17 protein-coding genes and 1 tRNA gene are annotated in these 24129 nt (G+C 42.1%); 7 read left to right on the forward strand and 11 right to left on the reverse strand.

Annotation, left to right across the window (positions count from 1 at the left end):
- Positions 1–141 precede the first annotated feature (141 nt).
- The 6 genes from WAA15_RS05270 to WAA15_RS05295 all read left to right on the forward strand — a co-directional run bounded on the left by WAA15_RS05270 (position 142) and on the right by WAA15_RS05295 (position 8354).
- Positions 142–912: a type III pantothenate kinase gene (locus WAA15_RS05270; protein WP_337041510.1), complete on the forward strand. Its 771-nt coding sequence runs from the start codon at positions 142–144 to the stop codon at positions 910–912.
- A 41-nt stretch (positions 913–953) separates the two neighbouring features.
- Positions 954–1805, forward strand: a complete 852-nt coding sequence (gene nadC, locus WAA15_RS05275) for a carboxylating nicotinate-nucleotide diphosphorylase (protein WP_337041512.1) — start codon at positions 954–956, stop codon at positions 1803–1805.
- Positions 1806–1963: 158 nt separating this feature from the next.
- On the forward strand, positions 1964–3616 hold the full coding sequence (locus tag WAA15_RS05280) for an FAD-dependent oxidoreductase (protein WP_337041513.1): 1653 nt from the start codon (positions 1964–1966) through the stop codon (positions 3614–3616).
- Between the two features lie 73 nt (positions 3617–3689).
- Positions 3690–3763, forward strand: a tRNA-Pro gene (locus tag WAA15_RS05285).
- A gap of 186 nt (positions 3764–3949) precedes the next feature.
- Complete coding sequence (locus WAA15_RS05290; RefSeq protein ID WP_337041514.1) at positions 3950–6691, forward strand: family 78 glycoside hydrolase catalytic domain; 2742 nt, start codon at positions 3950–3952, stop codon at positions 6689–6691.
- Between the two features lie 178 nt (positions 6692–6869).
- A complete protein-coding gene (locus WAA15_RS05295; RefSeq protein ID WP_337041516.1) occupies positions 6870–8354 on the forward strand; it encodes a tetratricopeptide repeat protein in 1485 nt (494 codons plus the stop codon).
- Positions 8355–8379: 25 nt separating this feature from the next.
- Here the strand turns inward: WAA15_RS05295 and WAA15_RS05300 are convergent, their stop codons facing one another.
- From WAA15_RS05300 to WAA15_RS05345, 10 genes are all read right to left on the reverse strand, one after another.
- Positions 8380–9576: a VWA domain-containing protein gene (locus WAA15_RS05300; protein ID WP_337041517.1), complete on the reverse strand. Its 1197-nt coding sequence runs from the start codon at positions 9574–9576 to the stop codon at positions 8380–8382.
- A 45-nt stretch (positions 9577–9621) separates the two neighbouring features.
- Positions 9622–11937, reverse strand: a complete 2316-nt coding sequence (locus tag WAA15_RS05305; RefSeq protein WP_337041518.1) for a DUF5682 family protein — start codon at positions 11935–11937, stop codon at positions 9622–9624.
- A gap of 5 nt (positions 11938–11942) precedes the next feature.
- Positions 11943–13037, reverse strand: coding sequence for an ATP-binding protein (locus tag WAA15_RS05310; protein WP_337041519.1), 1095 nt, complete (start codon positions 13035–13037; stop codon positions 11943–11945).
- Between the two features lie 43 nt (positions 13038–13080).
- Positions 13081–14289, reverse strand: a complete 1209-nt coding sequence (locus WAA15_RS05315) for a DUF5691 domain-containing protein (protein ID WP_337041520.1) — start codon at positions 14287–14289, stop codon at positions 13081–13083.
- An 8-nt stretch (positions 14290–14297) separates the two neighbouring features.
- On the reverse strand, positions 14298–15671 hold the full coding sequence (locus WAA15_RS05320) for an SWIM zinc finger family protein (RefSeq protein ID WP_337041522.1): 1374 nt from the start codon (positions 15669–15671) through the stop codon (positions 14298–14300).
- A gap of 261 nt (positions 15672–15932) precedes the next feature.
- Positions 15933–17393: a sulfatase family protein gene (locus WAA15_RS05325; RefSeq protein ID WP_337041524.1), complete on the reverse strand. Its 1461-nt coding sequence runs from the start codon at positions 17391–17393 to the stop codon at positions 15933–15935.
- A gap of 94 nt (positions 17394–17487) precedes the next feature.
- Positions 17488–17826, reverse strand: coding sequence for an L-rhamnose mutarotase (locus tag WAA15_RS05330; protein WP_337041525.1), 339 nt, complete (start codon positions 17824–17826; stop codon positions 17488–17490).
- Between the two features lie 2 nt (positions 17827–17828).
- Entirely contained in the window at positions 17829–18608 is a 780-nt protein-coding gene (locus tag WAA15_RS05335) for an SDR family oxidoreductase (RefSeq protein WP_337041526.1), read from the reverse strand.
- A 5-nt stretch (positions 18609–18613) separates the two neighbouring features.
- The gene (locus WAA15_RS05340) at positions 18614–19474 is read right to left on the reverse strand and encodes a fumarylacetoacetate hydrolase family protein (RefSeq protein ID WP_337041528.1); all 861 of its coding nucleotides are present in this window, start codon (positions 19472–19474) and stop codon (positions 18614–18616) included.
- A gap of 37 nt (positions 19475–19511) precedes the next feature.
- Positions 19512–21164: a UxaA family hydrolase gene (locus WAA15_RS05345; protein WP_337041529.1), complete on the reverse strand. Its 1653-nt coding sequence runs from the start codon at positions 21162–21164 to the stop codon at positions 19512–19514.
- Between the two features lie 142 nt (positions 21165–21306).
- Here WAA15_RS05345 and WAA15_RS05350 point away from each other — a divergent pair, with 142 nt between their 5' ends.
- The gene (locus WAA15_RS05350; RefSeq protein WP_337041530.1) at positions 21307–22185 is read left to right on the forward strand and encodes an AraC family transcriptional regulator; all 879 of its coding nucleotides are present in this window, start codon (positions 21307–21309) and stop codon (positions 22183–22185) included.
- 6 nt (positions 22186–22191) lie between these two features.
- Here the strand turns inward: WAA15_RS05350 and WAA15_RS05355 are convergent, their stop codons facing one another.
- Positions 22192–24120, reverse strand: coding sequence for a c-type cytochrome (locus WAA15_RS05355; protein WP_337041532.1), 1929 nt, complete (start codon positions 24118–24120; stop codon positions 22192–22194).
- Between the last annotated feature and the right edge of the window lie 9 nt (positions 24121–24129).

A 24129-nucleotide genomic window follows, 5' to 3' on the forward strand; every position in this document is an offset into this window, starting at 1 on the left:
ATATTCCTTGCTATACAAAATCAGCAATCTGATTGCCTGTAAGTTTCTCTTTATTATTATCAGGATTAATTCTTTCTAAAAAGTTTTGAGAGATTGACAAGATTTTGCAAACTTTGAGCTTCTAACTTTAAAATTTAACTCTTGAGCAATTTATTAGTGATAGATGTCGGCAATACCGACGCCGTTTTTGGAATTTTTGAAGGCACTGAGTTGCTTCATAACTTCAGAATAAAATCGCTAAAAGACGAAAACTATGTCTTTTTTGAGTATCGTTTTCGGCAATATTTTTTAGAAAACAGACTACGCTACGCCGACATCACCAAAGTTGTACTAAGTAGCGTTGTGCCGCCGCTCACTCCTATTTTCAAATCGTTAATTAAAAATATTTTTGGCATAGAGCCAATTGTGGTCAATGCCTATATTTTTCCTTCTATTGAGGTTTCGATAGATAACCCGAACGAAATTGGCAGCGACCTCGTAGCCAATGCCGTAGCTGCCTTTACCAAGTACAAACGCAATTGTGTGGTAGTAGACTTCGGCACCGCCCTTACTTTTACAGTAGTTTCAGAAACCGGCAAGGTACTGGGGGTTTCGATAGCTCCGGGGCTGCGCACAGCCGTAAAGGCTTTGTTTTCGAACACAGCACAGTTACCCGATGTGCCGCTCGAGCTTCCTGAGTCGGTGTTGGGCAAAAATACGGTGCATGCCATTCAGGCGGGTATCTTGTGGGGGTATGAAGGGCTGGTAAAAAACATGATTCAGAAAATAAGGATAGAACTAGGCGGCGATTGCATAGCCATAGCTACGGGAGGGCTTTCGTCTATTATTTCAACACTACATGGCGAATTTGTTGAGATAAACCGTGAGTTAACCCTCGAAGGGCTACGCATTATTGGCGAATCACAACCATAAACATTATAATTCAGGTAAAATGCCCTCGGGGCTTGTGCGATATGGAACTAGATAAAAGAGCAATTAAAAAATTTATTAAAAGTGCCTTGGCCGAAGATATAGGTGACGGAGACCACACGTCTCTTTCGACGATTCCGGCCGATGCTATGGGCAAAGCCCGACTTTTAGTAAAAGATAACGGAATTCTGGCTGGTGTTGCTTTAGCCAAAATGATTTTCCAAACGGTTGACAAAGACCTGAAAATGCAGGTATTAATCAAGGATGGTAAACCTGTAAAGTATGGCGATGTTGCTTTTTATGTAGAAGGCCGCGACCGCTCAATTCTGACCGCCGAGCGTTTGGTATTAAACTGTATGCAGCGCATGAGTGGCATTGCTACCACCACGCGCCAAGTAGTAGATTTGCTAAAAGGAACCAAAACACAAGTACTGGATACACGCAAAACTACGCCGGGTTTCAGAATGATGGAAAAATGGGGCGTAATGATTGGCGGCGGTGTAAACCATCGTTTCGGGCTTTTTGATATGATTCTTATCAAGGATAACCATATTGATTACGCGGGTGGTATCAAAAATGCACTAGAGGCTGCTCAGCATTATCTGAAAACTACACAAAAAAATCTTCCGATTGAAATTGAAGTAAGAAATCTGAAAGAATTACAGGAAGTGCTCGATATAGGTGGTGTTGTCAGAATTATGGTTGATAATTTCAGTTATGACAATATTCGGGAAGCCGTTAAGCTAGTTGACGGACGCTACCCGATAGAAGCCTCTGGCGGCATTTCTCCAACCAATGTCAGAAACTACGCCGACTGCGGAGTTGATTATGTTTCATTGGGGTATCTTACTCATTCAGCTAAAAGCCTCGACTTAAGCCTGAAAGCCGTTAAATAATCTTAGTTATGTTACTATTTAAGCAGTTATACCGTTCGGAGTAGTATAACTGCTTTTTTATTGGTATCTCTACCAAACGAATACAGAATTTCTTAAGAACTCAGCTTTTTATTTAATAAATTACCTGCTTATTCAATATATATCAATTCAACCCCTCTATGAAAAAAATCTCACTCCTTCTATGGCTCTTTGTAGTTCTGATTATTTCTCCGAGCCATACCTCCCGCAAAGCACAAGTCCGTAAAGCCGATGTTATTATCTACGGAGGCACGTCTGCCGCTGTTATAGCGGCTGTGCAGGTCAAAAAAATGGGCAAGTCTGTTATCATTGTATCTCCCGACAAACATCTGGGAGGTTTGTCGTCGGGTGGTTTAGGGTTTACTGACACTGGCAACAAAGAAGTAATAGGCGGTTTGTCACGCGAGTTTTATCAACGTTTGTATACACATTACCAGAAACCTGCGTCTTGGCAATGGCAAAAACGCGAAGAATACGGAAACAAAGGGCAGGGTACTCCTGCCATTGACGGCAACAACCGTACCATGTGGATATTTGAACCACACGCTGCCGAACAGGTATTTGAAGACTTTGCCAAAGAATACGACCTAACAATTTATAGAGATGAATGGCTCGACCGCTCAAAAAAAGGCATCAGCAAACAAGCGCAAACCATTCGTTCGTTCCGTACATTAAGCGGAAATACTTACGAAGGGCAAATGTTTATAGATGCTACTTATGAAGGCGACCTCATGGCAGCAGCGGGGGTGTCTTATCATGTAGGCAGAGAAGCCAACAGCGTTTATAATGAAAAATGGAATGGCGTACAAACAGAGGTTTTTCAACACGGCCATCATTTTAAAAGTAAAATAAGCCCTTACAAGATTCCTGACAACCCTAAAAGTGGCTTGCTATCTGAGGTATCAGCCGCCCCTCCGGGCGAATACGGCACAGGCGATAACAAAATACAAGCCTATTGTTTCAGGATGTGCCTGAGCAGTAACCCCGACAACAGAATTCCATTCCCGAAACCAGAAGGCTACAACCCCGACCGTTATGAGTTATTGGCAAGGGTATTTGCTTCGGGCTGGCGCGAAACCTTTGATAAATATGACCCGATTCCGAATCGAAAAACCGATACCAATAACCACGGTCCTTTCAGCACGGATTATATAGGCAAAAACTACGACTACCCCGAAGCCAGTTACGAACGCCGTAAACAGATTATAAAAGACCATGAGTTATATCAGAAGGGCTTGATGTACTTCTTACAGAACGACCCCCGCGTGCCAGCCGATGTGCATGAAAAAATGCAGCAATGGGGGCTACCTAAAGACGAATTTAAAGATAATGGAGGTTGGCCACACCAACTATATATTCGGGAAGCAAGGCGTATGGTAGGCGAATTTGTGATGACCGAAGCCGATGCACTAGGCAAAACTAAAGTACCTAATTCGGTAGGAATGGGGTCTTATTCGCTGGATTCTCATAATATTCAACGCTATGTAAAAGCCGATGGATTCGTACAAAACGAAGGAGATATTGGCGTACACCCTGACAAACCCTATTCAATAGCTTATGGGGCTATTTTGCCTAAAGCCAGCGAATGTACTAATTTACTGGTACCTGTGTGTGTATCAAGTTCTCATATTGCTTTTGGCTCTATCCGTATGGAACCAGTATTCATGATTCTGGGGCAATCGGCTGCTACGGCTGCCGTACTTGCCATTAATAATAAAGTTACGCCACAAGCCTTACCTTATAGCACATTGCAAGCCGAACTTCTGAAAGATAAACAAAGATTAGAGTATTGAGTTTTGTTGTTGGACGACAAACAATTTTCATGTATTTTTGCAACATTCTCATCAATACTTACCGAGAATGTTTCGGGATGTAGCACAGCCTGGTAGTGTGCACGTCTGGGGGGCGTGAGGTCGCAGGTTCAAATCCTGTCATCCCGACAAAACCTCTTAGGGCTTTCCTAAGAGGTTTTTTGTTTGGCATCAAACCTACATAAAGGCTTGTGTTAAACTAAAACATACAATTCTTGCCTAAACAAAGCCCATTAACAGAAAAATAACTATTTTTATGAACCTGTTCTTTTCAACCTTATATTAATCGGGCAAGTATTTTTTGCCTTTTCTATCATGAAATATATCCTTTCTGTTGTTTTGCTATGCGCTGGTGTCAGCTTAACATTCGGGCAACTCAATATCCAGAATCTTACTTGTGAGTATCTGGAAAACCCTTCAGTTGTTGATGAACTCCACCCCAGATTATCATGGATAAACGTATCGCCTAATAACGAACGGAATCAGGCACAGACGGCGTATCAGATACGAGTGGCATCAAGCGTTGCCCAATTACAAAAACCCGATTTATGGGATACAGGCAAAATTCTGAACGATGCCAACACCAATATAAAATATGCAGGCAGAAATCTGCAATCAAGAATGAATTGTTACTGGCAGGTAAGAGTTTGGGACAAACACGGAAAACCTTCGGCGTGGAGTAATATCAATCAATGGCATATAGGCTTACTTAACCCACGAGACTGGCAAGCTGAGTGGATTGGTGCGCCGTGGCAAAACGAAGAGGCTATTCCTAAACCCAAAGGCGGCCCCGACCAACGCACCGAAATATTACCTCCTCCTGCCCCACTTTTACGCAAGAGTTTTAGAGTTTCAAAAAAAATCAAAAGTGCCGTAGTGTATACCACTGGCTTAGGCTACTTTGAGTTTTATGTGAATGGCCAAAAAGCCTCTGACGATTGTCTGGTTCCTAATCAGACCAATTATGGTAAAAGACCACAACTAGCTGACGCTTATATTTCGTTACCCGACAACTTCCGTGACTATCGGGTTATGTATCTGGCTTATGACCTTACTAAGCAAATACATCAGGGTGCTAATGCTATCGGGGCAATACTGGGCAATGGCTTTTATAATGCCCCAAAGTTCTGGACGGCCTCTTATGGGTCGCCTCGTTTTATTGCCCAACTGCATATTATTTATGACGATGGCTCCGAAGAACTGATTGTGTCAGACAAAAGCTGGAAGGTGGCTAAATCGGCTATTATTTCAGACCTCGTTTATGATGGTGAAATATACGATGCTCGCCAAGAACAACCCAACTGGTGTAAAGCTGATTTCGACGACACCCAATGGCAAAATGCCATTAACAGACAAGCTCCTTTCGGCAAGCTGGTAGCACACACAGCCCCAACTGATAAAATTACAAAAGTATACCAACCCTTGAAAATTGAAAAACTGCCAAATGGCAATTATAAGGTTTCATTTGCCGAAGAAATTTCGGGTTGGGTACGCCTGAAAAACGTATCAGCTCCGGCAGGCCATACCATCAAAATGACTTTCAATGCAAACCTGTACTCCGGTGAAAACACGTATACGTTCAGCGGCAAACCCAATGCAACTTATGCACCACGTTTTAACTGGTTTGTATTCAGCGCAGTAGAAATAAGCAACTGGAAAGGCGAACTAAAAGCCGAAAATATACAGGCCGAAGCCATCAATACGAGTGTGCGCGAGTCGGCTAGTTTTGAAACATCTAATATGCTTTTTAATCAGATAAATCATATCTGGAAACGTTCACAACTCGATAATATGCACGGCGGTATTGCTTCTGACTGCCCACATCGGGAGCGTTCGGGGTATACTGGCGATGCACAGGTAGCCTGCCACACTGTAATGAACAACTTTGAAGTAAAAGCCTTTTATAAAAAATGGATTCGCGATATGCTGGATGCGCAAACTCCGGCAACAGGCTATATTCCCAATGGCGCACCGTGGCAACCGGGCTGTGGCGGTGGGGTAGCATGGGGGGCTGCCATACATATTATTCCGTGGGAATTTTACAGGCATTATCATGACAAAGATATACTGGCCGAAAACTATGAAGGAATGACGGGCTACATCCGTTACATGCAAACATGGGTTAACAATAAAGGCATTATGCACTCGCAGCGAGTAGGGAATGACAACAAACCTTTACAGTGGTGGAATCTGGGCGAATGGGCTGGTGTAGGCACTCTCCCGCCCGATGAACTGGTGCATACGTTCTATTTCTGGCTTTGTGCCGACATCACCGCCAAAGTAGCCAATATTCTGAATAAACCGCAAGATGCCGAGTTTTATCAGGCACTTGCCCACAAAACCCGAAATTCATTTTTAAATACTTTCTATAACGAAAAACAAGGTTCTTTTGGCAAATACGGAGCTAACATATTCGCCTTGAAAATGGGTGTAGAGCCATCGCAATACCAATCAGTTATAGCGGCGTTGAAAAAAGATATTACCGAAGCAAATGGGCATCTGGACACAGGTATTTTCGGCACGCGCTATTTCTTTGAAGTATTGGCCGATAATGGTCTGAATGAACTGGCTTATGCGGCCATGAACAAAACTACCCAACCCAGTTTTGGTAGCTGGATAGCGTTAGGCAGCACCACCACCCGTGAACAATGGAACAACGAAGGTTCGCATAACCACCCGATGTTTGGCGGTGGCATAAGCTGGTTTTATACGCATCTGGCTGGTATGCAGATTTCTGACGCACATGTGGGCTACAAAGAAATCATATTCAAGCCTATGCCAGTGGCTGACCTGACATCGGCCAGCTACTTCACAGAAACCATTAATGGGCAAGCAGGTATCAGTTGGAAAAACCAGCAAAAGCAATTTGAAATGACAATAAAAGTGCCTGTTGGCAGTACTGCACTTGTATACATTCCGGCAAAGCCAAATCAGGAAATTACAGAAAGTAATCAGGAAATTGCTCACAGAAAAGACCTCCAAAATAGCAGTTATGAAACAGGTTATCAGTTAGTAAAAGTAGGTAGTGGCCATTATACATTCAGGGTAAAGAAATAGATAATTTGTTTTTTGCCAAAATCTTTATAAAATCTGACTTAGCTGCATTCATTTATCCAGACGGGTCAGATTTTATTTTCTCCGTTTTTTTTCCGGTTATGTCTATCTTTTCTGGTTTTCTTTCTCATACAATATTTTACTACTTGCCTTATAAAATAGCAATACCTAATTTTGTTTTATGCGTTATATCGTTTGCCTTCTAACTCTTTTTTTTAGCTTCTTTGTGTCAGGTTCCTTGTTTTCACAATCAGGAATACAGGACTCTATCAAATACTATCAGGCACTGGTAGTTACTCAGAGTAACCCTGAGGAAAGAGCCATTAGCCTTGCCAAATTAGCTTGGTTTTACGGAGAAGGCGGAGAATCTGAAAAAGCTATCAAAGCTGCAACTGAGGCGATTCCGGTCTTTGAAAAAAACAAAAACTATGAAAAACTAGCCCGTATTTATAATGCACTGGCACAGGTTTTCCAGTTTCAGCATAACCCCGCCAAAACAACCTATTATACAAAAAAAGCCCTTGACTACATACTTCTTACCAAAGACCAAGCACATATAACTACGGCTACCATGAACTATGGGGTAAGCCTGAGTGATGATAAAAAGTTTGAGGCATCGTTAAAGGTGTTTGATGATGCCCTAAAAATGGCCATAACCTCAAAAGATACTGTTAATCTGAAAGATATTTACCTGAACATGGCAAGCACTTATTACGATAAGGGCGATTATAACAAAATTTTACAACCTGTCATGCTTGGGCTGGCTCTGGCCCAAAAATCAGACGATGTAGGGGCGATTTTAAGAGGTGAGGCTATTTTAGGCGCAGCTTTAATCAGGCAGAAAAAATTTGAAGAAGCCGACGAGCATTTTAAAAAAGCAGAGGCTTTGTCTGCCAAAGTAGGCTCTCCGTATTTTGACCGTCAGATAGCTTTCATCCGTACTGAATGGGCTTCGTTGCAGGGTAACTACAAAGAAGCATTCCGGTATCAACAGAAGTTTTACGAGATAGATACCCTTCTGGCTAATATTGAAAACAAACAACGGGTATCCGAACTGGAAACCCGACTCCGAATGAACGAAAAAGAGCTTGAGAACATTAACTTGCAAAACAGGCTTGCTCAACAAAAATGGCTTTTTATTGGGGGTACGCTGTTACTAGGGTTTATTATTGTTATTTTCTACCTGCAACGCAAGAGCCTTTCGCAAAAAAACGCCCTGCTAAAAGCACAACACAAACTGGCCGAAACCGAACTGTCGCTGGTACAAACACAATTAGAATCTTTTGCCGACACCGTAGCTGAGAAAAACCAACTTATCAGCCAGATTGAGAATGAGCTTAAAGATTTAAAAATAAAAGACGAGGCTTCTACCAATAATCTACTTGAACAAATTAATCAGGCAAGAATATTAACCGACGACCAATGGAAAGATTTCAGGCTGAAATTTGAAAGGCTACACCCACAATTTATTACCCGTTTACGCCAGCAAGTGCCTAACCTGACAGATACCGAAACGCAAATGGCTTGCATGATACGCCTGAATTTTTCTACTAATCAGGTAGCTGGTATGTTGGGTATTTCTAACGAAAGCGTAACAAAAAACAAATATCGCTTACGAAAGAAAATAGAACACAGCGACCTCAACACCTATCTATCAAGCATTTAAATCGTTGCCTGTATTTGCTTGTTTGTTATGCTGTTTTTTGTCCTTTTAGCACAATTTCTTTATCACCCGCCCATTGTGTTAAATCCTGTTTTGATATAGCAGCAGCCATTAACTCAGGGAAGAGGTCGGGGGTACAGGCAAACACAGGAATACCTAAGCTACTTAAAAATCTGGCATTTTGCATATCGAACGAAGGAGCTCCCGAATCGTCAAGAGCTAATAAGCAAATCACCTGAACACCAGAAGCAACCAGTTCTTCTGCTCTTTTTCGCATTTGCTGTTCGTTTCCTCCTTCATACAGGTCTGTAATTAGTACCAGAATAGTATCGTCAGGCTTGGAAATAACCTGCTGGCAGTAGTTTAATGCTTTATTTATATCTGTTCCCCCTCCTAGTTGCACGCCAAATAGTAGTTCAACAGGGTCTCGGAGGTCTTCTGTTAAATCGACCACTTCTGTATCAAAAACCACCATTTGGGTTTTAATCATGGGCAACGACGCCATTACCGCACCAAAAATACCCGAATACACTACCGACTGGCCCATAGAGCCACTCTGGTCGAGGCAAAGCACCATATCTTTTAACGAGCGGCGGGTTTTTCGGCCGTATCCGATACGTTCCTCAGGAATAATAGTTTTATAGGCTGCCTGATAATGCTTAAGGTTTTTACGGATAGTCGTATTCCAGTCAATTTCATTATAGCGGGGCCGGCGGTTACGCACGCTGCGGTTCAATGCCCCTGTAATTGATTGAATTGTTTTCTGGTGTAGTTTATCAATCAATTCGTCTACTACTTTTTGTACTACCCTTCGGGCAGTATCTTTAGTTTTTGCCGGAATCAACTTCCCTAATTCCATTAAAGTGGCTACCAGCCTTACGTCAGGGGTAGCCTGCTCCAGAATTTCGGGTTCAAGCATGAGCTTTTGCCGAAGCTCGGGTTGTTTCAACGCATCATTTTGCATCACCTGCACTACGGTATCCGAAAAATAATTTCTGATGTCTCCTAACCAGCGGGCTATTGATGGGTTCGATGATTCACTTCCCCCTTTTCTGTTTTTGGGGTCTTGCTCATAACTGAATTTTCTTTTTCGCTCAAATTCATATAAAGCGGCCAAAGCGGCATCAATCTGCGCTTCTTGGCCTGAAAGCACGCATCCGGTTCCATCGGCCTCTTCTCCTCCTAATATAAGTCTCCAACGAGTCAGTATCTCCTGATTTTGCATAATAATTACGCTGTTTTTAGGTCGTTTTCAGTTCAAGTGTGTGTTCTATACTTCTTTTTGTTCTGGCGCAGCAATGCCTAATAATTGAGCAATAGTTAGCAGCACTGCGTTTGCCCGTTCGGCATTGAAACCCGCGGGTTCACTACTTTCTTCGGCCACACTAGCAAGCAAACTTGTTCCTTTTTTTGCTTTTTCGCCTAATTGTTTGCGTTCGGTTACTTCAAATTTTGAAAATGTTCTGCGTAATATGGGCAGCAGTTCAAGAAAAGCATCACCCTGTAATTCAGCCACCCATTTATAGAGCAAATTCCACAAGATATTATCGAGCAAAAGAATCATACTACTCCCTTTCAGGAAGCCTTCGAGCCACCCAGCCGAATATATGGTTTCTTGCCCTTTTGATAAAGCCAGACCAAAATATCTGGCCGTTTGTTGCTCATCTATACGTTTGGCATCGAATAACAAACGGCAGGTACAGCCAATAATAATCGGATGCACCCCTTGTTTTTCTGATAGTTCAAACAAGGCTTTTTCCCACGTTGCAGCAAGGGTTTCGTTATTCAGAAGCCGAACGGCATCATTCACCTGTTTTATTTGCTCAAACATTCGTTCAGAGCTAGCGTCGTCCAGCCCATAACAGGCATTAGCCAGACCAATAGCAATACGGGTAATGAAGCCTTCTATGAGCGTATTAATTGCCGACAGGTCGGTATTTCTGACATTGCCGTAGCGGCTGATACTTACCAGCGGAACAACCGTTTTCATGAGTTCGGCAATATCGGCGGCAATACTGGCAATTTCGTTCAGCTTGAATAAAAGACTTTCTATACAGACAAACAATTCGGCAGGAATAGCCTGTTGAATGAGCGCGGCCAAATCGGCAATAGAGGCCGACTGCTGAGCTTTATTGAGTAAATAAGTCGATGCTGCTATTTCAATAGTATTGCCCCATATACTTTTTTCAATAAGGGCAATCATCATTTCAGGTTCCCATTTTAAACGCCATGCTTCCTTGAAGGTTCCCTTTGAGCGGGCAAAAGTTTGTTGGCCATAAGGAATATCTAAAGCCAAGAGGCGATACAGGAAGATACTCCGGTTAAGGTCGGTTTCTTTACGCAAATCAAACTCATATTCCTTGTAGTCGAGGCTTTGTTGAAGGCGTAGCTTTCGGGTATTTTCTTCAAAGTCATTTTGAAGCGGGTGCTTGGGAAGCTCGTCAGGAACTTTTCCTATTATATCGGCTACGATTAACTCTTTTCTAACTAACTCCAGCAGGATGGCATCGCCCATACACATCACAGAAAGGGTAGCCTCGATCAGTTCACTCAAACCTGCCCGAGGCAGACTTCTTAATGCTGCCAGAGCTTCGGCCAAGCGAAAAGTTTCAATCACATGGGCCGTTGAAATATCCATCTGTTTTTTACGAAACAAACGGGCTACTTTAGTAAGCCAGTGAATACCGGTATCTTCGGGGTATTTCCAGAGATGTCTGTACCAGCCCGGTGAAGTAATACCAGCCCCATAGCCACTAAACATAGAAAGGCGGGCGTTTGTCCACGGTATCCATGTTGCACCTATTTTTATTTTGGTTTTAGGCAAACCTTTCAGAATTTTTGTGTCTGCTTTGGCTGTATTTTCTAAATCTCTTAAAACCGGAGCATGCCATGCGCCACAAACTACTACTATTCGGGAATAAAATTCATTTTGAGCTTTTCGGATGATTTCTCTCATATAGGCCTCCCGAAAAACATTTTCGGTTTCCATAGAAGAAGGTATTCCGGCTTGGCGGAGGTTCTCCATCATGAGCATGATTGCCTCAAAATGCTGCTCGGCATTTTCGGTCAGGTATTTTTGCTCAAAGTTATGTTCCCACCATAGTTCTCTATCTGTGTAGCCTGCTATTTCTGAGAAATAGGCAATAGGCTCTTTGCGGGGCAAGCGTGCCAGTTGCTCAAGTATATCATTATCGGGGTTTTCATTATTTTCAATCTGGCTCTGTTTTTTTTCTTCTTCTGCTTTTTGTAGTGCCTGCTCCTTGTCTAAGTCAAGTTGATAACTGATAGCCAGAGGTAAATCGAGCATCCGAACAGGAATTTGCTTGGCGTTGGCATAGGATATAGCCTGCCATTCTGGTGAAAACTCAGAAAAAGGGTAAAAAGAGGCTTGCTTGGGGGTATCGATGTTATACCCTAAAATAGATACCGGAGGTTTAAGCAGTTTGTTATTTACCCATGAAAGCACAGGCTCTAGTTCAGGTGGGCCTTCAACTAAAATAATATCGGGTTCCAGCTTTTTAAGCATAGCCAATACATTTTTTGCCGAACCAACCCCATGATGTCGGATTCCTAATATATTAACCATGTGTATTAAAGTGTTATTTCCTTACATGCCCGATAAACATCTTTCCAGTCTTCACGAGGTTTCACAACTGTTTCAAGGTATTCATTCCAGACTACTTTGTCTTGTACGGGGTCTTTTACTACGGCTCCTACCAAACCTGCGGCAAGGTCCTGTGCATTTAATATACCATCGCCAAAATGAGCAGCCAATGCCAAGCCGTTATTTACTACCGAAATAGCCTCGGCAGTGCTCATGGTTCCTGTTGGTGTTTTAATTTTTACTTTGCCGTCTTCGGTTACGCCTGCGCGTAACTCTCTGAAAATGGTAACAATACGCTGGATTTCCTTTAGGGCTGGAGCTTCGGCTGGTAGCTCTAATGCTTTTGATAAACTACTCACGCGCCGTTGTACAATGTCTATTTCTTCGCTGAGAGATTCAGGCACAGGCAGAATAACTGTATTAAAACGACGTTTCAATGCCCCCGACAACTCGTTTACGCCTTTGTCGCGGTTGTTAGCGGTGGCAATTACATTAAACCCCTTAACGGCCTGTACTTCTGTATTTAACTCAGGTATAGGCATCATTTTTTCTGAGAGAATAGTAATGAGCGTATCCTGTACATCGGCAGTTATACGGGTAAGCTCTTCAATACGGGCAATTTTACCGTCTTTCATGGCCCGCATCATAGGAGTAACTACCAAAGCATTTTCACTAGGGCCTTCGGCCAGCAGGCGGGCGTAGTTCCAGCCGTAGCGAATGGCCTCTTCGCCTGTACCGGCTGTGCCTTGCACCAATAAAGTAGAATTACCCGAAATAGCGGCTGCAAGTTGCTCGGCCACCCACGATTTGGCCGTACCCGGTAAACCGTATAAAAGTAAGGCTCTGTCGGTTGTAAGCGTAGCTACTGCGATTTCCATTAATCGACGGCTACCAATATATTTAGGCGTTATTTCAAAACCATTATCGAGTTTTCCACCCATCAGGTAAGTAACTACCGACTGCGGCGATAAAAGCCAGTTAGGCGGATATTTGGTGGTTGCAGAAGCTCTTTTTTCTTGTTGTTTTAACTCTTCTAGTTCTTCAGCAAACTGAATCTCGGCATATTGACGTAAGGCGTTCATTCTGTTTTATGTTATAAAGTTTATAGACTTGAGTATGGTTATATTATTTGAATACATTTTCAATTTCGCTGATGCTCTCCAATGCTTGCCATAACGGAAGCGTTACTTTTTCGTTATAATATTTTGAATGCCACCCTGACGGCTCGTCAACAAGGAGTTTCTCAAGATATACAACCGTCTGAGGGTGGAAACAACGGCAAAGTTCTAAAATAACAGGGCCACAAGTCTGAATCTGATAATGATTCGTGCGCTCGCTGGCTATTCCTTCCAGAACTTTCTGGCTAAACTCGGCCGACCACGATAAATGGCTCATGAGTTCCAGTCTTTTATTTGTTTCCTCATACTTCTGCCATTGTACTTCTGCCAAAAATTCTTTTTCTTCTTCAAGCATGGTATCGGTAATGATTTTTTTCAGCAGACTTCCCAACAAACCTACTTTCTGACTAACAGGTTTACCTTTTAGTTTTTCTATTTTTTGCAACAGGTTGTTTGTTACTACCAGTAATTCTTTGTTAATGGCTTTATCAGTTTTTTTCTCTGCCACCAGCGTTGCCTTAAAATCTTCCAAAAAAGGCTCTTCAGCTACACTAAGGTTTTTTTCGAGCATCAGTAAAAACTCTTTTTTATCTTTTGCAGTTTCCTGCGTCCATGAAGCCTTTAACCACTCAAAGGCTTTTACAGGATTATTGTTTCTGGTTATTTCAAAGGCTTCTTTACGCTCGGCTATTCTGCCTTCTTGCCAGCGTGTTTCTTCGTATTGAGGTAAAACGTATTGCCAGTTATTTGTAATTTTCACTAGCCACTCGCCTCGTTTACCAATTATTTTTCTGATATCTTCTCTTAAAAATCTGGCTTTTTTTTCTGCTCCTAACTCTAGTATTGATACCAGCATATCGGGCGGGATAATCTGGCTTTGTGTAGCGCATTTTTCCATCCAGAGAGCCAGTAAAGACATATTCCGTGGACTTGTGCCAAGCAGTTTTTTTAGAATCAGTATGGCCTTTTGGCTACAATAGGGCTGTAATTCTGCCTCAGCGGGCATAATGGCAGGCATTGTAGCTTTGTCAATCTGTTCGCCAGCCCTTTTGTAAGCAAGTGTTAAAGCCGCAGCTTTCATGAAATAGCTCTCTCTTTCGAGTTGATTAACAGGTAAGAGTTTATCCTGAATTTTGGGGGGCAATAGCTCTGTCGATAATGGCAGTTTGTCGGTTCCTAATAAGGCAATATTGATGAGTTGTTTCCAGATTTCCATCCTGAGATTTATTTCAAAAGTTGATAGGTGTGGTCAGGCTGCTTAAAAATGCCCAAAGGCAACACCGTATTATCTGATTTTATCAGAAACAAATCAACAGCGTTACCTCCAGTTAATGCCAGCAATTGCCATATTTGTTTGTCTGTAAAACTACGGTGAAGGGGCATTAAACCACCTTCGGTATCTTGCAACAGCCATTGACTATTATTGGTTACCAGCGTTAGTTTTTCGACCATATACGGCACATTGTTCAGCCACGGGTTAGCCGCAAGCTGTTGAGCAAAGGCCTCTTGCATTTGCTCCCAATAAGTATATATACCTTTGCGATTAACAGTATCGACAACCGCACTGCTATTGGTCTGTTCTTTTATGATGGCCCGTAAGGGTGCATTTGACTGATAAAAAACCAATGTAGCTTCTATGAAACCGCCTTCTATTAATAAATTGGGCATGGGGGTATTTTTGTAGGCAAAATTCAGGATTAAAGCATATTGCCCTGAAGTAAACCCATACAGCCAGTTGCGTTGTATGGTTATGTCTTCTTCTGTTTCTGTTTGGCGGCCTATTACCAGCCATGTATCAGTTATAATACTGGAATCATTACTTTCAGCTAGCAGGTCTTTTTGTGAGGTATTCCAGCCTATTCTGTTTTTTATATCTTCTTGCCAAAGCGGGGGCAGCTTATCCAGATTTTTGAAAGATTCGAGTAAAAGGTAGATGTCGGCCGATAAAGCCAGTGCTTCGGTATGCCAGTTAGCCCCTTGATAAAAATTGATTTTATTAAACCCTCTCACCAGATTTGCCAGTCCGGTTGCCTGAGCATCCACCATGCGTGCGGCTGTTTTTTCAAAAAAGGCATTTCCCTTTTCGGGCAAGCTCAAGAAACCCGTTCTTACGAGGTCACGCAGCCAGAGTTCCAGTTCTGCCACGCCTGCTTCTACTTTTAGTTGCCGTTCGTTCTGTCTTTTCTCTTTGTCTTTTAGCTGCTTTTCCAGCTTTTTAGGAGCATCTTCTTGGCTTATTTCTTTCTCGACTTTAGCTTCGGCTTTGGTTTCGCGCTTGTTCATCCAATCAGCTACCCAGGCGGGTTCGTCAGCCTGATGCTTGATGGTGTCGGGGTTACGGGCAAAAATAAAAAGTAGCCCTAAACCATGTTTACAAGGAAACTTACGACTGGGGCAAGAGCATTTGAAGGCAATATGCTGGAGGTCAATCTGGGTACGGTAAGGGTCTTTGCCACTTCCCTGAACCTCTCCCCACAAAACGCGCTCGTTACGGGCGAAAGACACCCATTTTCGTTCATTAGCTAATTCTTTTCCAGATTTCAGAGAAGAGGCATCTGGTGCCAATTGGGTTACTTGGTCTTCTGTAAAATGACTCATGAATTATCGCAGCAATAGACTAGCAGGATTAAAATAATCAGGACGTTGTGTGTAAAATAACGGTAGTTATTACCTTTATATTCTATGTATTTTTATAAAAAAGTACACTTTTATGAGAGGTCATGCTTTTTAGTTTTAACAAAATTCTGATTTCAAATATACTATTTTTTTATGATATTTCCAGCTTAAACCTCTACTATTTCAACCTTGCGTGGCCAGTTTTCAGACCACTGCAAGGCATTGATACCAGTTTTTTTGTGCTTATTGTTTCAGTTCGCCTACGGGTCTTACGTTTCTGCCTTGTTTTTTCTGTAAGGCATCGCCTAAATCTTCGCGGGCCATCTCGGCTACTTGCTGAAGTTCTGCCACAATATCAGGGTTTTGTTCTTTTACGTCATACTCTTCGCCCGGGTCTCGTCTCAAATCATACAACGCCAGTGAAAGCTCTATATTACCATATTTGCCCGAAAACCCGTTATTACCGGGTAAAACATTTTCGTAGGTACGCTCAATTTTGTGTGGCAACATCAGTTTCCAGTTATCACGACGAACGGCCCTCAGTTCGTTATTGGCATAATAATAATAAAAATATTTTCGTGGGGTTTCGTTCACATTACCTTTCATTAAAGACAGAATCTCTACTCCATCAATTTTGTGGTTGGGTAGCGTGGTGCCACAAATACGTGCCAGTGTAGGAAAAATATCAATGGTAGATGTAAGCTGGTTACAGATTAGCCCTGCTGGTATTGTACCTTTCCAACGCATTAAACAAGGTACACGTTGCCCGCCTTCAAATACGGTTCCTTTTCCCTCTCTGAAACCTCCGGCCGACCCCGCATGGTTTCCAAAGTTAAGCCACGGGCCGTTATCGCTTGTAAAAATTACGAGTGTGTTTTTGTCAAGACCATTTTCTTTCAATGCTTTCATGATTTCGCCTACCGACCAGTCTACCTCCATCATAACATCGCCGAACATACCCTGTTTACTTTTGCCTTTAAATTTGTTTGATACCCCAAGCGGCACGTGTACCATTGAATGAGGCAGGTATAAAAAGAAGGGTTTGTTACGGTTTTTTCTGATAAACCCAACGGCTTTTTCTGTATATAAAGTAGTTAGTTTATCTTGCCCTGCTAAGTCATTGATGGTTTCTTTTTGCTCATTTCCTTCAATAAGTGGCAGGGGCGGATACGTTTTCTTACGGTAATCGTTCTCGTCGGTAATGGGTTTGCCGTCATAGTCTACGGGCCACATATCGTTTGAATAAGGAATACCGACGTATTCATCGAATCCTTGCTGCAAGGGTAGAAACTCCTTGTAATGCCCTAAATGCCATTTACCGAAAATGCCCGTTGCATAGCCCTTTTGTTTAAGCATTTCGGCAATGGTTACTTCGTTGGTATGAAGGCCGATTTTTTGAGAAGGATTTAAAGCTCCGGCAATACCTACACGGTTAGGGTAACAGCCCGTCATCAGGGCTGCTCTTGAAGCACTACACACTGCCTGAGCCGCCAGAAAATTGGTAAACCGAATACCTTCAAAGCCTAATTTATCGATATTAGGTGTCTGGTAATCAAGGGCTCCGGTAGAATTCAAATCACCATAGCCCATATCGTCCATAAAAATCAGGACAATGTTAGGAGTAGCTGTTGCCAGAGGTTTTTTCCATGAACTTGCGCCAATAAGCAAGGCAACGGCTAATAGAAGTATACTGTTAATTTTCATTTCTGGATGGTTGAATAGTAACTATATACGCAAATAAAAAAATAACAGCCAATTTTTCAAATGGCTGTTAACAAACATCTATAAAAGAGGAAGGTTACTGTTGTTGCAAATCAAAGATTTTATTCATGAATATCCATTTTTCACCGGGTTTTGCCATAGGCAGGGCTTGCTGATACTTCCACATAAGTGTTTCCCATTCCTGCACTTTAGGATTACTGGCATCCATTTCTGCTTTTCGTTCAAACGAGAAATTATCTTCGGTTTCCATAATCATAAACAACCTGTTACCAATACGATAAATTTGCATATTTGAAATACCTGCCGACGTAATGCTTTCGGCTATTTCAGGCCATATTTTCTCGTGGTATTTTTCGTATTCTGCTATTAGTGTAGCATCATCTTTTAAATCAAGTGCCAGACAATATTTTTTCATAGTTATATTAAGGCTCTGTCTAAATGTACATACCCGCCATCTACATGAATCAACTGGCCTGTGGTGTGGCTCGAACGCTCCGAAAGCAAGAAAGCAACCATATTGGCAATTTCTTCGGCGGTTGTCATGCGGTTACCTAAAGGTATTTTTTCGGTAATTTTCTGCAAAGTTTCTTCAGGATTCGGCAAAGTTTTAATCCATTTATCATATAGCGGTGTGTAACATTCGGCCACTATTACCGAGTTTACACGAATACCATATTTTAAGAGTTCAACAGCCCATTCACGCGTTAAGGCATTACGACCACCGTTGGCCGCAGCATAAGCCGATGTACCCCCTTGCCCTGTCTCTGCTGTTTTTGAACCAATATTTACAATGCTTCCCTTTGTTTTCTTTAATTCGGGCAAGGCATAATGGGCTATCAGATAGTAATGCACCAGATTTTTGTGTAATGAAGCCATAAATGCTTCATAACTGCCGTTTTCAAGATTTACGCCATCGTTTACTCCGGCATTATTTACCAAACCATCTATTCTACCATATTTTTCTATTACTTGTGCTACTGCTTTACGGCATTCTTCGGGGTCGCTCAACTCTGCTGCTACCTGAAAACCATTACTACTACCGCCAATGGCTTCCAATGTGTTCAGGTTATCGGCTTCGTTTCTGCCTATAATTACAGGTATAGCCCCTTCGGTTGCCAATACTCTTACAATGCCTTCGCCTATACCTTTGGCACCGCCTGTTACAATAATTATCTTATCGCTTAAATTTAGGTTCATTTGCTTTAATTTTTAGAATAGTCAACTGCTATTTGTTTTTGTGTACCCAGCCCGTCAATACCCAGTTCAACTACATCACCTGCTTTCAGGTACCGTGGAGGTTTGAAACCAAGCCCTACTCCAAAAGGCGTACCTGTCGAAATTACATCGCCGGGTAACAAGGTCATGAAATGGCTCAGGTAATGAATCAGGAACGGAATTTTAAAAATCATGTCGTCGGTACTGGAATTCTGCAATTTTTCTCCATTTACCGTTAACCACAAAGGCAAATCGTGTGGATTCTCGATTTCGTCTTTAGTAGCAAGGAAAGGCCCCAATGGTGCAAACGTATCGGCACTTTTGCCTTTTACCCATTGCCCCCCACGTTCAATCTGAAATTCTCTTTCCGAATAATCGTTATGCAAGGCATAGCCTGCCACGTAGTCCATAGCTTCTTCTTCTGTTACATACGAAGCCTTTTTGCTAATTACCACTGCCAGTTCGACCTCCCAATCTGTTTTCACAGAGTTTTTAGGAATAATCACGTTGTCATAAGGGCCGCAAAGAGCAGTAGTTGATTTAAAGAAAATAATAGGTTCTTTCGGAATAGGGGCATTGGTTTCTTCGGCGTGTTTTGCATAGTTTAAGCCTATACAAACAATTTTTGAAGGACGCGCAATGCAAGAGCCTAGTCTGGCTGTTTCAGGTACTTTAGGGCAAGTTTCTGCGTTGGTTTCTACCCATGCAGCCAAACGTACCAACCCATCGGTTGCAAAGAATTTTTCTGTATAATCTTCGCCAAAAGCCGAAACATCGATGCGGGTTCCATCAATTAATTCAACGGCTGGCTGCTCTTGTTCAAACTCTCCAAAACGTAATAATCTCATGGTCAATATTTTTATCTGAATGTCCTAATAATTCATTTTACAAGTTTACTCCTCTTTTCCAAGGCATGAAGTCATCTTGCCCCAATTGTTGTGCTTTAGTGATGGTTTGGCCACTAGCCAGCTTGATACAGTATTCCAGCAATTCTTCTGCGGTTTGCTCAATGGTTTTTTCTCCGGTAATAATCTCTCCGCAATCGAAGTCAATAATATCAGGCATTTTCTTGGCCAGTTGCGTATTGGTTGAAACCTTTACTACCGGACACACAGGATTACCTGTGGGTGTACCCAACCCTGTGGTAAAAAGAATAATAGTTGCTCCTGATGCAGCTTTACCCGTGGTAGCCAGTACATCGTTACCGGGTGTACATACCAGATGCAGACCCGGCTCTTTGGCTAATTCGGTATAATTCAAGACATCAACAATGGGTGCTGTTCCGCCTTTTTTGGCCGCCCCTGCCGACTTGATAGCATCTGTTATAAGACCGTCTTTTATGTTTCCGGCCGATGGGTTCATGTCAAAGCCTGCTCCTACTGCTTCTGCTTTCGATGCGTAGTCACGCATCAGATACTCAAACTTTTCGGCTTTTTCTTTAGTAACACAACGGTTAATTAATTCCTGCTCAACACCACATAGTTCAGGAAATTCGGCCAGATATGTATTTCCGCCTAGAGCCACCACTATATCGGATAAATGCCCTAATACAGGATTAGCCGAGATACCCGAGAACCCATCAGACCCACCGCATTTAAGCCCGATATTCAGTTTTGATAAGGGTGCGGGCTGCCGAGTGAGTTTATTGGCTTCAATCAAGCCTTTGAAGGTTTCTTTAATAGCAGCCGACATCATGTCGAACTCAGTTCCATAGGCTTGTTGCTCGAACAATAAAATAGGTTTGTCAAATTCAGGATTACGTTTTTTGATTTCGTTCATCAAATCAGTAAACTGGGTTTTCTGGCAACCCAAACTTAAGACGGTTATTCCTGCCACGTTGGCATTGTTTGCATAAGCGGCAAACAGGGCAGCCAGTAATTCAGAATCCTGATTGTTTTCACCACAACCCGACTCATGTGTAAGAAACTTAATGCCATCAAGGTTAGGAAATAAACGATTACCTGCTGCATTACCTGTGGTTTCCTGATTGTAAGAATCAATGCCTGTGGTTTGGCCTTTTTGGTGTAATTGCACCAAGTCTTCTACCTGACGTAGATAAATATCAGGAAAGGCATATCCCAGAGCTTTATCGAAGGCTTCTTTTAATTTAAGAATATTACGGTTTTCGCAAAATACTAAAGGCACTACCAGCCAGTAATTGGCTGTGCCTACCTGACCATCAGAACGATGATACCCCATAAAAGTTCTGTTTTCCCATTTCACCACGTCAGGTGCTTGCCAGTTGGTTTGCGGTACGCGTTTGTTTACCGAGTACTCTTCAGATTCATGTTTGAGGTTAAAAGTTGTGACTTGCTCACCACGTTTAATCGGTTGTGTAGCTTTTCCAACCAAAACGCCATACATGGTTACGTGGTCGCCTGTTTGCAGGTCTTGGGTAACAAATTTATGTTTGGCTGCTATTGAACGCGGTAAGGTATAAGTTTCTCCTTCAAACTCAATATTTTCTCCGGCCTCCAAGTTACGAAGTGCCACTATTACATTGTCAGAAGGATTTACTTTTAGAACTTTATGTTGCATATATAATAAGTGGAATTAAAAAATATCTTACAAAAATACAATTCATTCCTCTAGTTTTTTTATGAAATATTATACACTTTTGATGAAATATTATCAATTTTATAAAAGTAAGCTATTTAAGATAACATTATATCAATAAATTGTGCAGGCAGTACTTCGTAAAGTTAATATTTCAGCCAACTACTCATTTGTTGCTCGTAAAGATACCTTGCCTTTTCTTTATGATAAATGGCATTTCCATCCCGAATTAGAGCTTACCCATATTGTTGAAAGTAAAGGTACCCGCTTTGTAGGCGATAGTATAGAAGAATTTTCGGAAGGTGAATTGATATTATTAGGGGCCTATTTGCCTCATGTCTGGAAAAATGATGCTATTTATTTTTCAGAGAACTCTGGTTTAAAAGCTGAAGCACAGGTGATTCAGTTTTTACCTGATTGTTTCGGAAAAGATTTTCTTGACCTGAAAGAAATGGAAAATATCAGACGGCTTTTTGAAAGAGCCAAAAGAGGCTTACGGGTTTCAGGCAATACTAAGGCCACTATATTACCTTTATTTGACAAGCTATTGCATAACAGCAACGGTGTACAGCGCATTAGCCTCTTATTGCAAATGCTGGAAATCATAGCCACGTCTGATGAGCTTAGTTTGCTAAGTAGCGAAGGGTTTGTGGAATCTTATCATCGGTTTGATGCCGACACCATTAACCGCATTTACGAATTTACGCTTTCGCACTTTAACCGAAAAATTCTTATTGAGGAGGCAGCTACTATTGCTAATATGTCGGTGCCAAATTTTTGTAGATATTTTAAAAATCGTACACAAAAAACATACATCCAGTTTCTGACAGAGGTACGCATCGGATATGCCTGCCGTATGCTGATTGAAAACCACAAGAGTATTCAGCAAATTGCTTTCGACTGTGGTTTTTATAACCTTTCTAATTTTAACCGTTCTTTCAGGCTACTGAAAAAACAAAAACCTACCGAGTATCGGCAGGTTTTTGGAGGATTAAAACCCTAGTGGGTTTTATTTCAATGAGTTTATCCAAGCGGCAATCTTCAAGGCATCTTCTCTAGGCACTTGTGGCATAGGAGCCATTTCAGTTGCGTAGTCAGGCCAGTTTTTAGGATTTGGCTTATAAATAAGACCCACAATTTTTTCGTCTGAATATTTACGTTTAGCTACATCTTTAAATGCAGGGCCAACCTGACGTTTATCTGCCTGATGACAAGCTACACAAGTATGTTTTTGTAACAAAGGCTTGATTTCGTCATAAGTCGGAACGGCTTTTTTAGCAGGTGCTTTGGCCGCAGTTTTATCGTCAGGAGTTACGAGTTTTTCTGCTTTTACACTTGTACCAGTTACAGGCAAATTGGCCGGACGAGGCACAAAACCAGTTAGTTTTTCGCCTGCCGGAATATTATTCAGGGTATAAAAAGCAGTGCTGTGCAATAAACCTTTTCCGTCGCCGTCTTTTACGCCATCGGCTTTAATTTCATGAATAAAATGGTCTCTTAAGCCTTCTACTAGCAAACGTACTTTCATGCCATCTTCAGAAACTTTTAACCCCTTTACATTCAGGAATTTTTCGCCTACGGTAGGGCTACCATACACCGGATGATATTTATAGATAAAGCTGCGTACCTGATAATTTTTGAAATCGGCAGCGGTTGCTTTGCTTACAGGTTTTGTAAATTCAATTTCAAATCCGTCAGGCATTGCTCTTACGGCTTTCATTTCGAAAGGCATTTTACCTGTCCATACCAGACGTTCGATTCCTGCGGTGGTATTACCTGCCGAACCCCAACCGCGATTGGTTTCGCCTACAAACAACGAACCATCTTGCCCCCATGTCATACGAAGAATACCCGATTGGAAACCTTCACGGAACATAAATGATGCCCCCTGATACTCGCCATTGATTTTTTCGATAAATACGCGGGAAATATTGCTTTTACCTTGGTCACCTACAAATATTTGTCCTGCAAATGGGCCAAAACCACCGTTGGTTTCATCTTTCAGGATTTCAGAAGTAGAGATACCCAAAATACCATGTGGAAGCCAAACAGCCGGAGTTTTTAGTTCGGGAATATCCTTTTTCAGTTCAAACAAGTATACTCCTCTTTCATTTTCGATGTTTTCGGGTTTAATATAGTATCCGTTGGCATCTTTATCTTTTCTAGGGTTTACTTTGGCATATAGCTGTTCGGTAGTTAGTTTCACCGGCGAGTTAGGGTCGCTTGTCCAGCGTAAGCCAGCAGGATGCCCCATAAAGTCACCTTTGTTTACTTGAGCAATAAAGCCTGAACCCATCCAGTCACCCTGATTATCACCATACCAGAATTCCCCGTCTATCATGCCTATTCCGCAAGGCGAGCGCATACCAGTTGCATACGGCTCAATTTTACCTTCTTCTGTAATTCTCACGGCCCAGCCTCTCCACGGCACTCTACTTTCACCTCTCCACCATTCTTCGTCACCAAAGGCCACGTTGCCTGTTACAATCATAGAACCATCTGGCAAAAACTTAGGGCCATAGCTATATTCGTGGTAATGCCCCGAAATAGGCAAAGTGGCTATTGTTTCATATACGTCGGCCTTACCGTCACCGTTTTTATCAATAAGTTTGGTAAGCTCGCCACGTTGTGCGCAGTAAAAAGCCCCGTTACGATAGGTTAAGCCTAGAATTTCGTGCAATCCGCTAGCAAATTTCTTGAAATACGGCTGTGCTGTACCAGCCATATAAGGGTTATTTACTACCCAGATGTCTCCCCTACGGGTAGCCAATGCTACATCGCCATTAGGCAATGTAGTAATACCCCCTACCTCAAGCAGCATATTTTCGGGTACGGGTAGCGTAATAATGCGATAATAATCATTTTCAGCCGTATTCTGCGCCCAAGCGGCAGAAACAATCGCTACTGAAAAAAGGAGTGTTTTAAATATTTTTTTCATTCTGCTCAA

The organism is Emticicia sp. 17c (genome assembly GCF_037153985.1).
Taxonomy (GTDB): domain Bacteria; phylum Bacteroidota; class Bacteroidia; order Cytophagales; family Spirosomataceae; genus Emticicia.

What these genes read in the sequence shown, in the direction of transcription:
- nadC (WP_337041512.1), top strand. Translation starts at nt 954, where the DNA reads ATGGAACTAGATAAAAGAGCAATTAAAAAATTTATTAAAAGTGCCTTG.
- WAA15_RS05305 (WP_337041518.1), bottom strand. Translation starts at nt 11,937, where the DNA reads ATGGTTAATATATTAGGAATCCGACATCATGGGGTTGGTTCGGCAAAA.
- WAA15_RS05340 (WP_337041528.1), bottom strand. Translation starts at nt 19,474, where the DNA reads ATGAGATTATTACGTTTTGGAGAGTTTGAACAAGAGCAGCCAGCCGTT.
- WAA15_RS05295 (WP_337041516.1), top strand. Translation starts at nt 6,870, where the DNA reads ATGCGTTATATCGTTTGCCTTCTAACTCTTTTTTTTAGCTTCTTTGTG.
- WAA15_RS05330 (WP_337041525.1), bottom strand. Translation starts at nt 17,826, where the DNA reads ATGAAAAAATATTGTCTGGCACTTGATTTAAAAGATGATGCTACACTA.
- WAA15_RS05345 (WP_337041529.1), bottom strand. Translation starts at nt 21,164, where the DNA reads ATGCAACATAAAGTTCTAAAAGTAAATCCTTCTGACAATGTAATAGTG.
- WAA15_RS05280 (WP_337041513.1), top strand. Translation starts at nt 1,964, where the DNA reads ATGAAAAAAATCTCACTCCTTCTATGGCTCTTTGTAGTTCTGATTATT.
- WAA15_RS05335 (WP_337041526.1), bottom strand. Translation starts at nt 18,608, where the DNA reads ATGAACCTAAATTTAAGCGATAAGATAATTATTGTAACAGGCGGTGCC.
- WAA15_RS05355 (WP_337041532.1), bottom strand. Translation starts at nt 24,120, where the DNA reads ATGAAAAAAATATTTAAAACACTCCTTTTTTCAGTAGCGATTGTTTCT.
- WAA15_RS05290 (WP_337041514.1), top strand. Translation starts at nt 3,950, where the DNA reads ATGAAATATATCCTTTCTGTTGTTTTGCTATGCGCTGGTGTCAGCTTA.
- WAA15_RS05325 (WP_337041524.1), bottom strand. Translation starts at nt 17,393, where the DNA reads ATGAAAATTAACAGTATACTTCTATTAGCCGTTGCCTTGCTTATTGGC.
- WAA15_RS05320 (WP_337041522.1), bottom strand. Translation starts at nt 15,671, where the DNA reads ATGAGTCATTTTACAGAAGACCAAGTAACCCAATTGGCACCAGATGCC.
- WAA15_RS05310 (WP_337041519.1), bottom strand. Translation starts at nt 13,037, where the DNA reads ATGAACGCCTTACGTCAATATGCCGAGATTCAGTTTGCTGAAGAACTA.
- WAA15_RS05300 (WP_337041517.1), bottom strand. Translation starts at nt 9,576, where the DNA reads ATGCAAAATCAGGAGATACTGACTCGTTGGAGACTTATATTAGGAGGA.
- WAA15_RS05315 (WP_337041520.1), bottom strand. Translation starts at nt 14,289, where the DNA reads ATGGAAATCTGGAAACAACTCATCAATATTGCCTTATTAGGAACCGAC.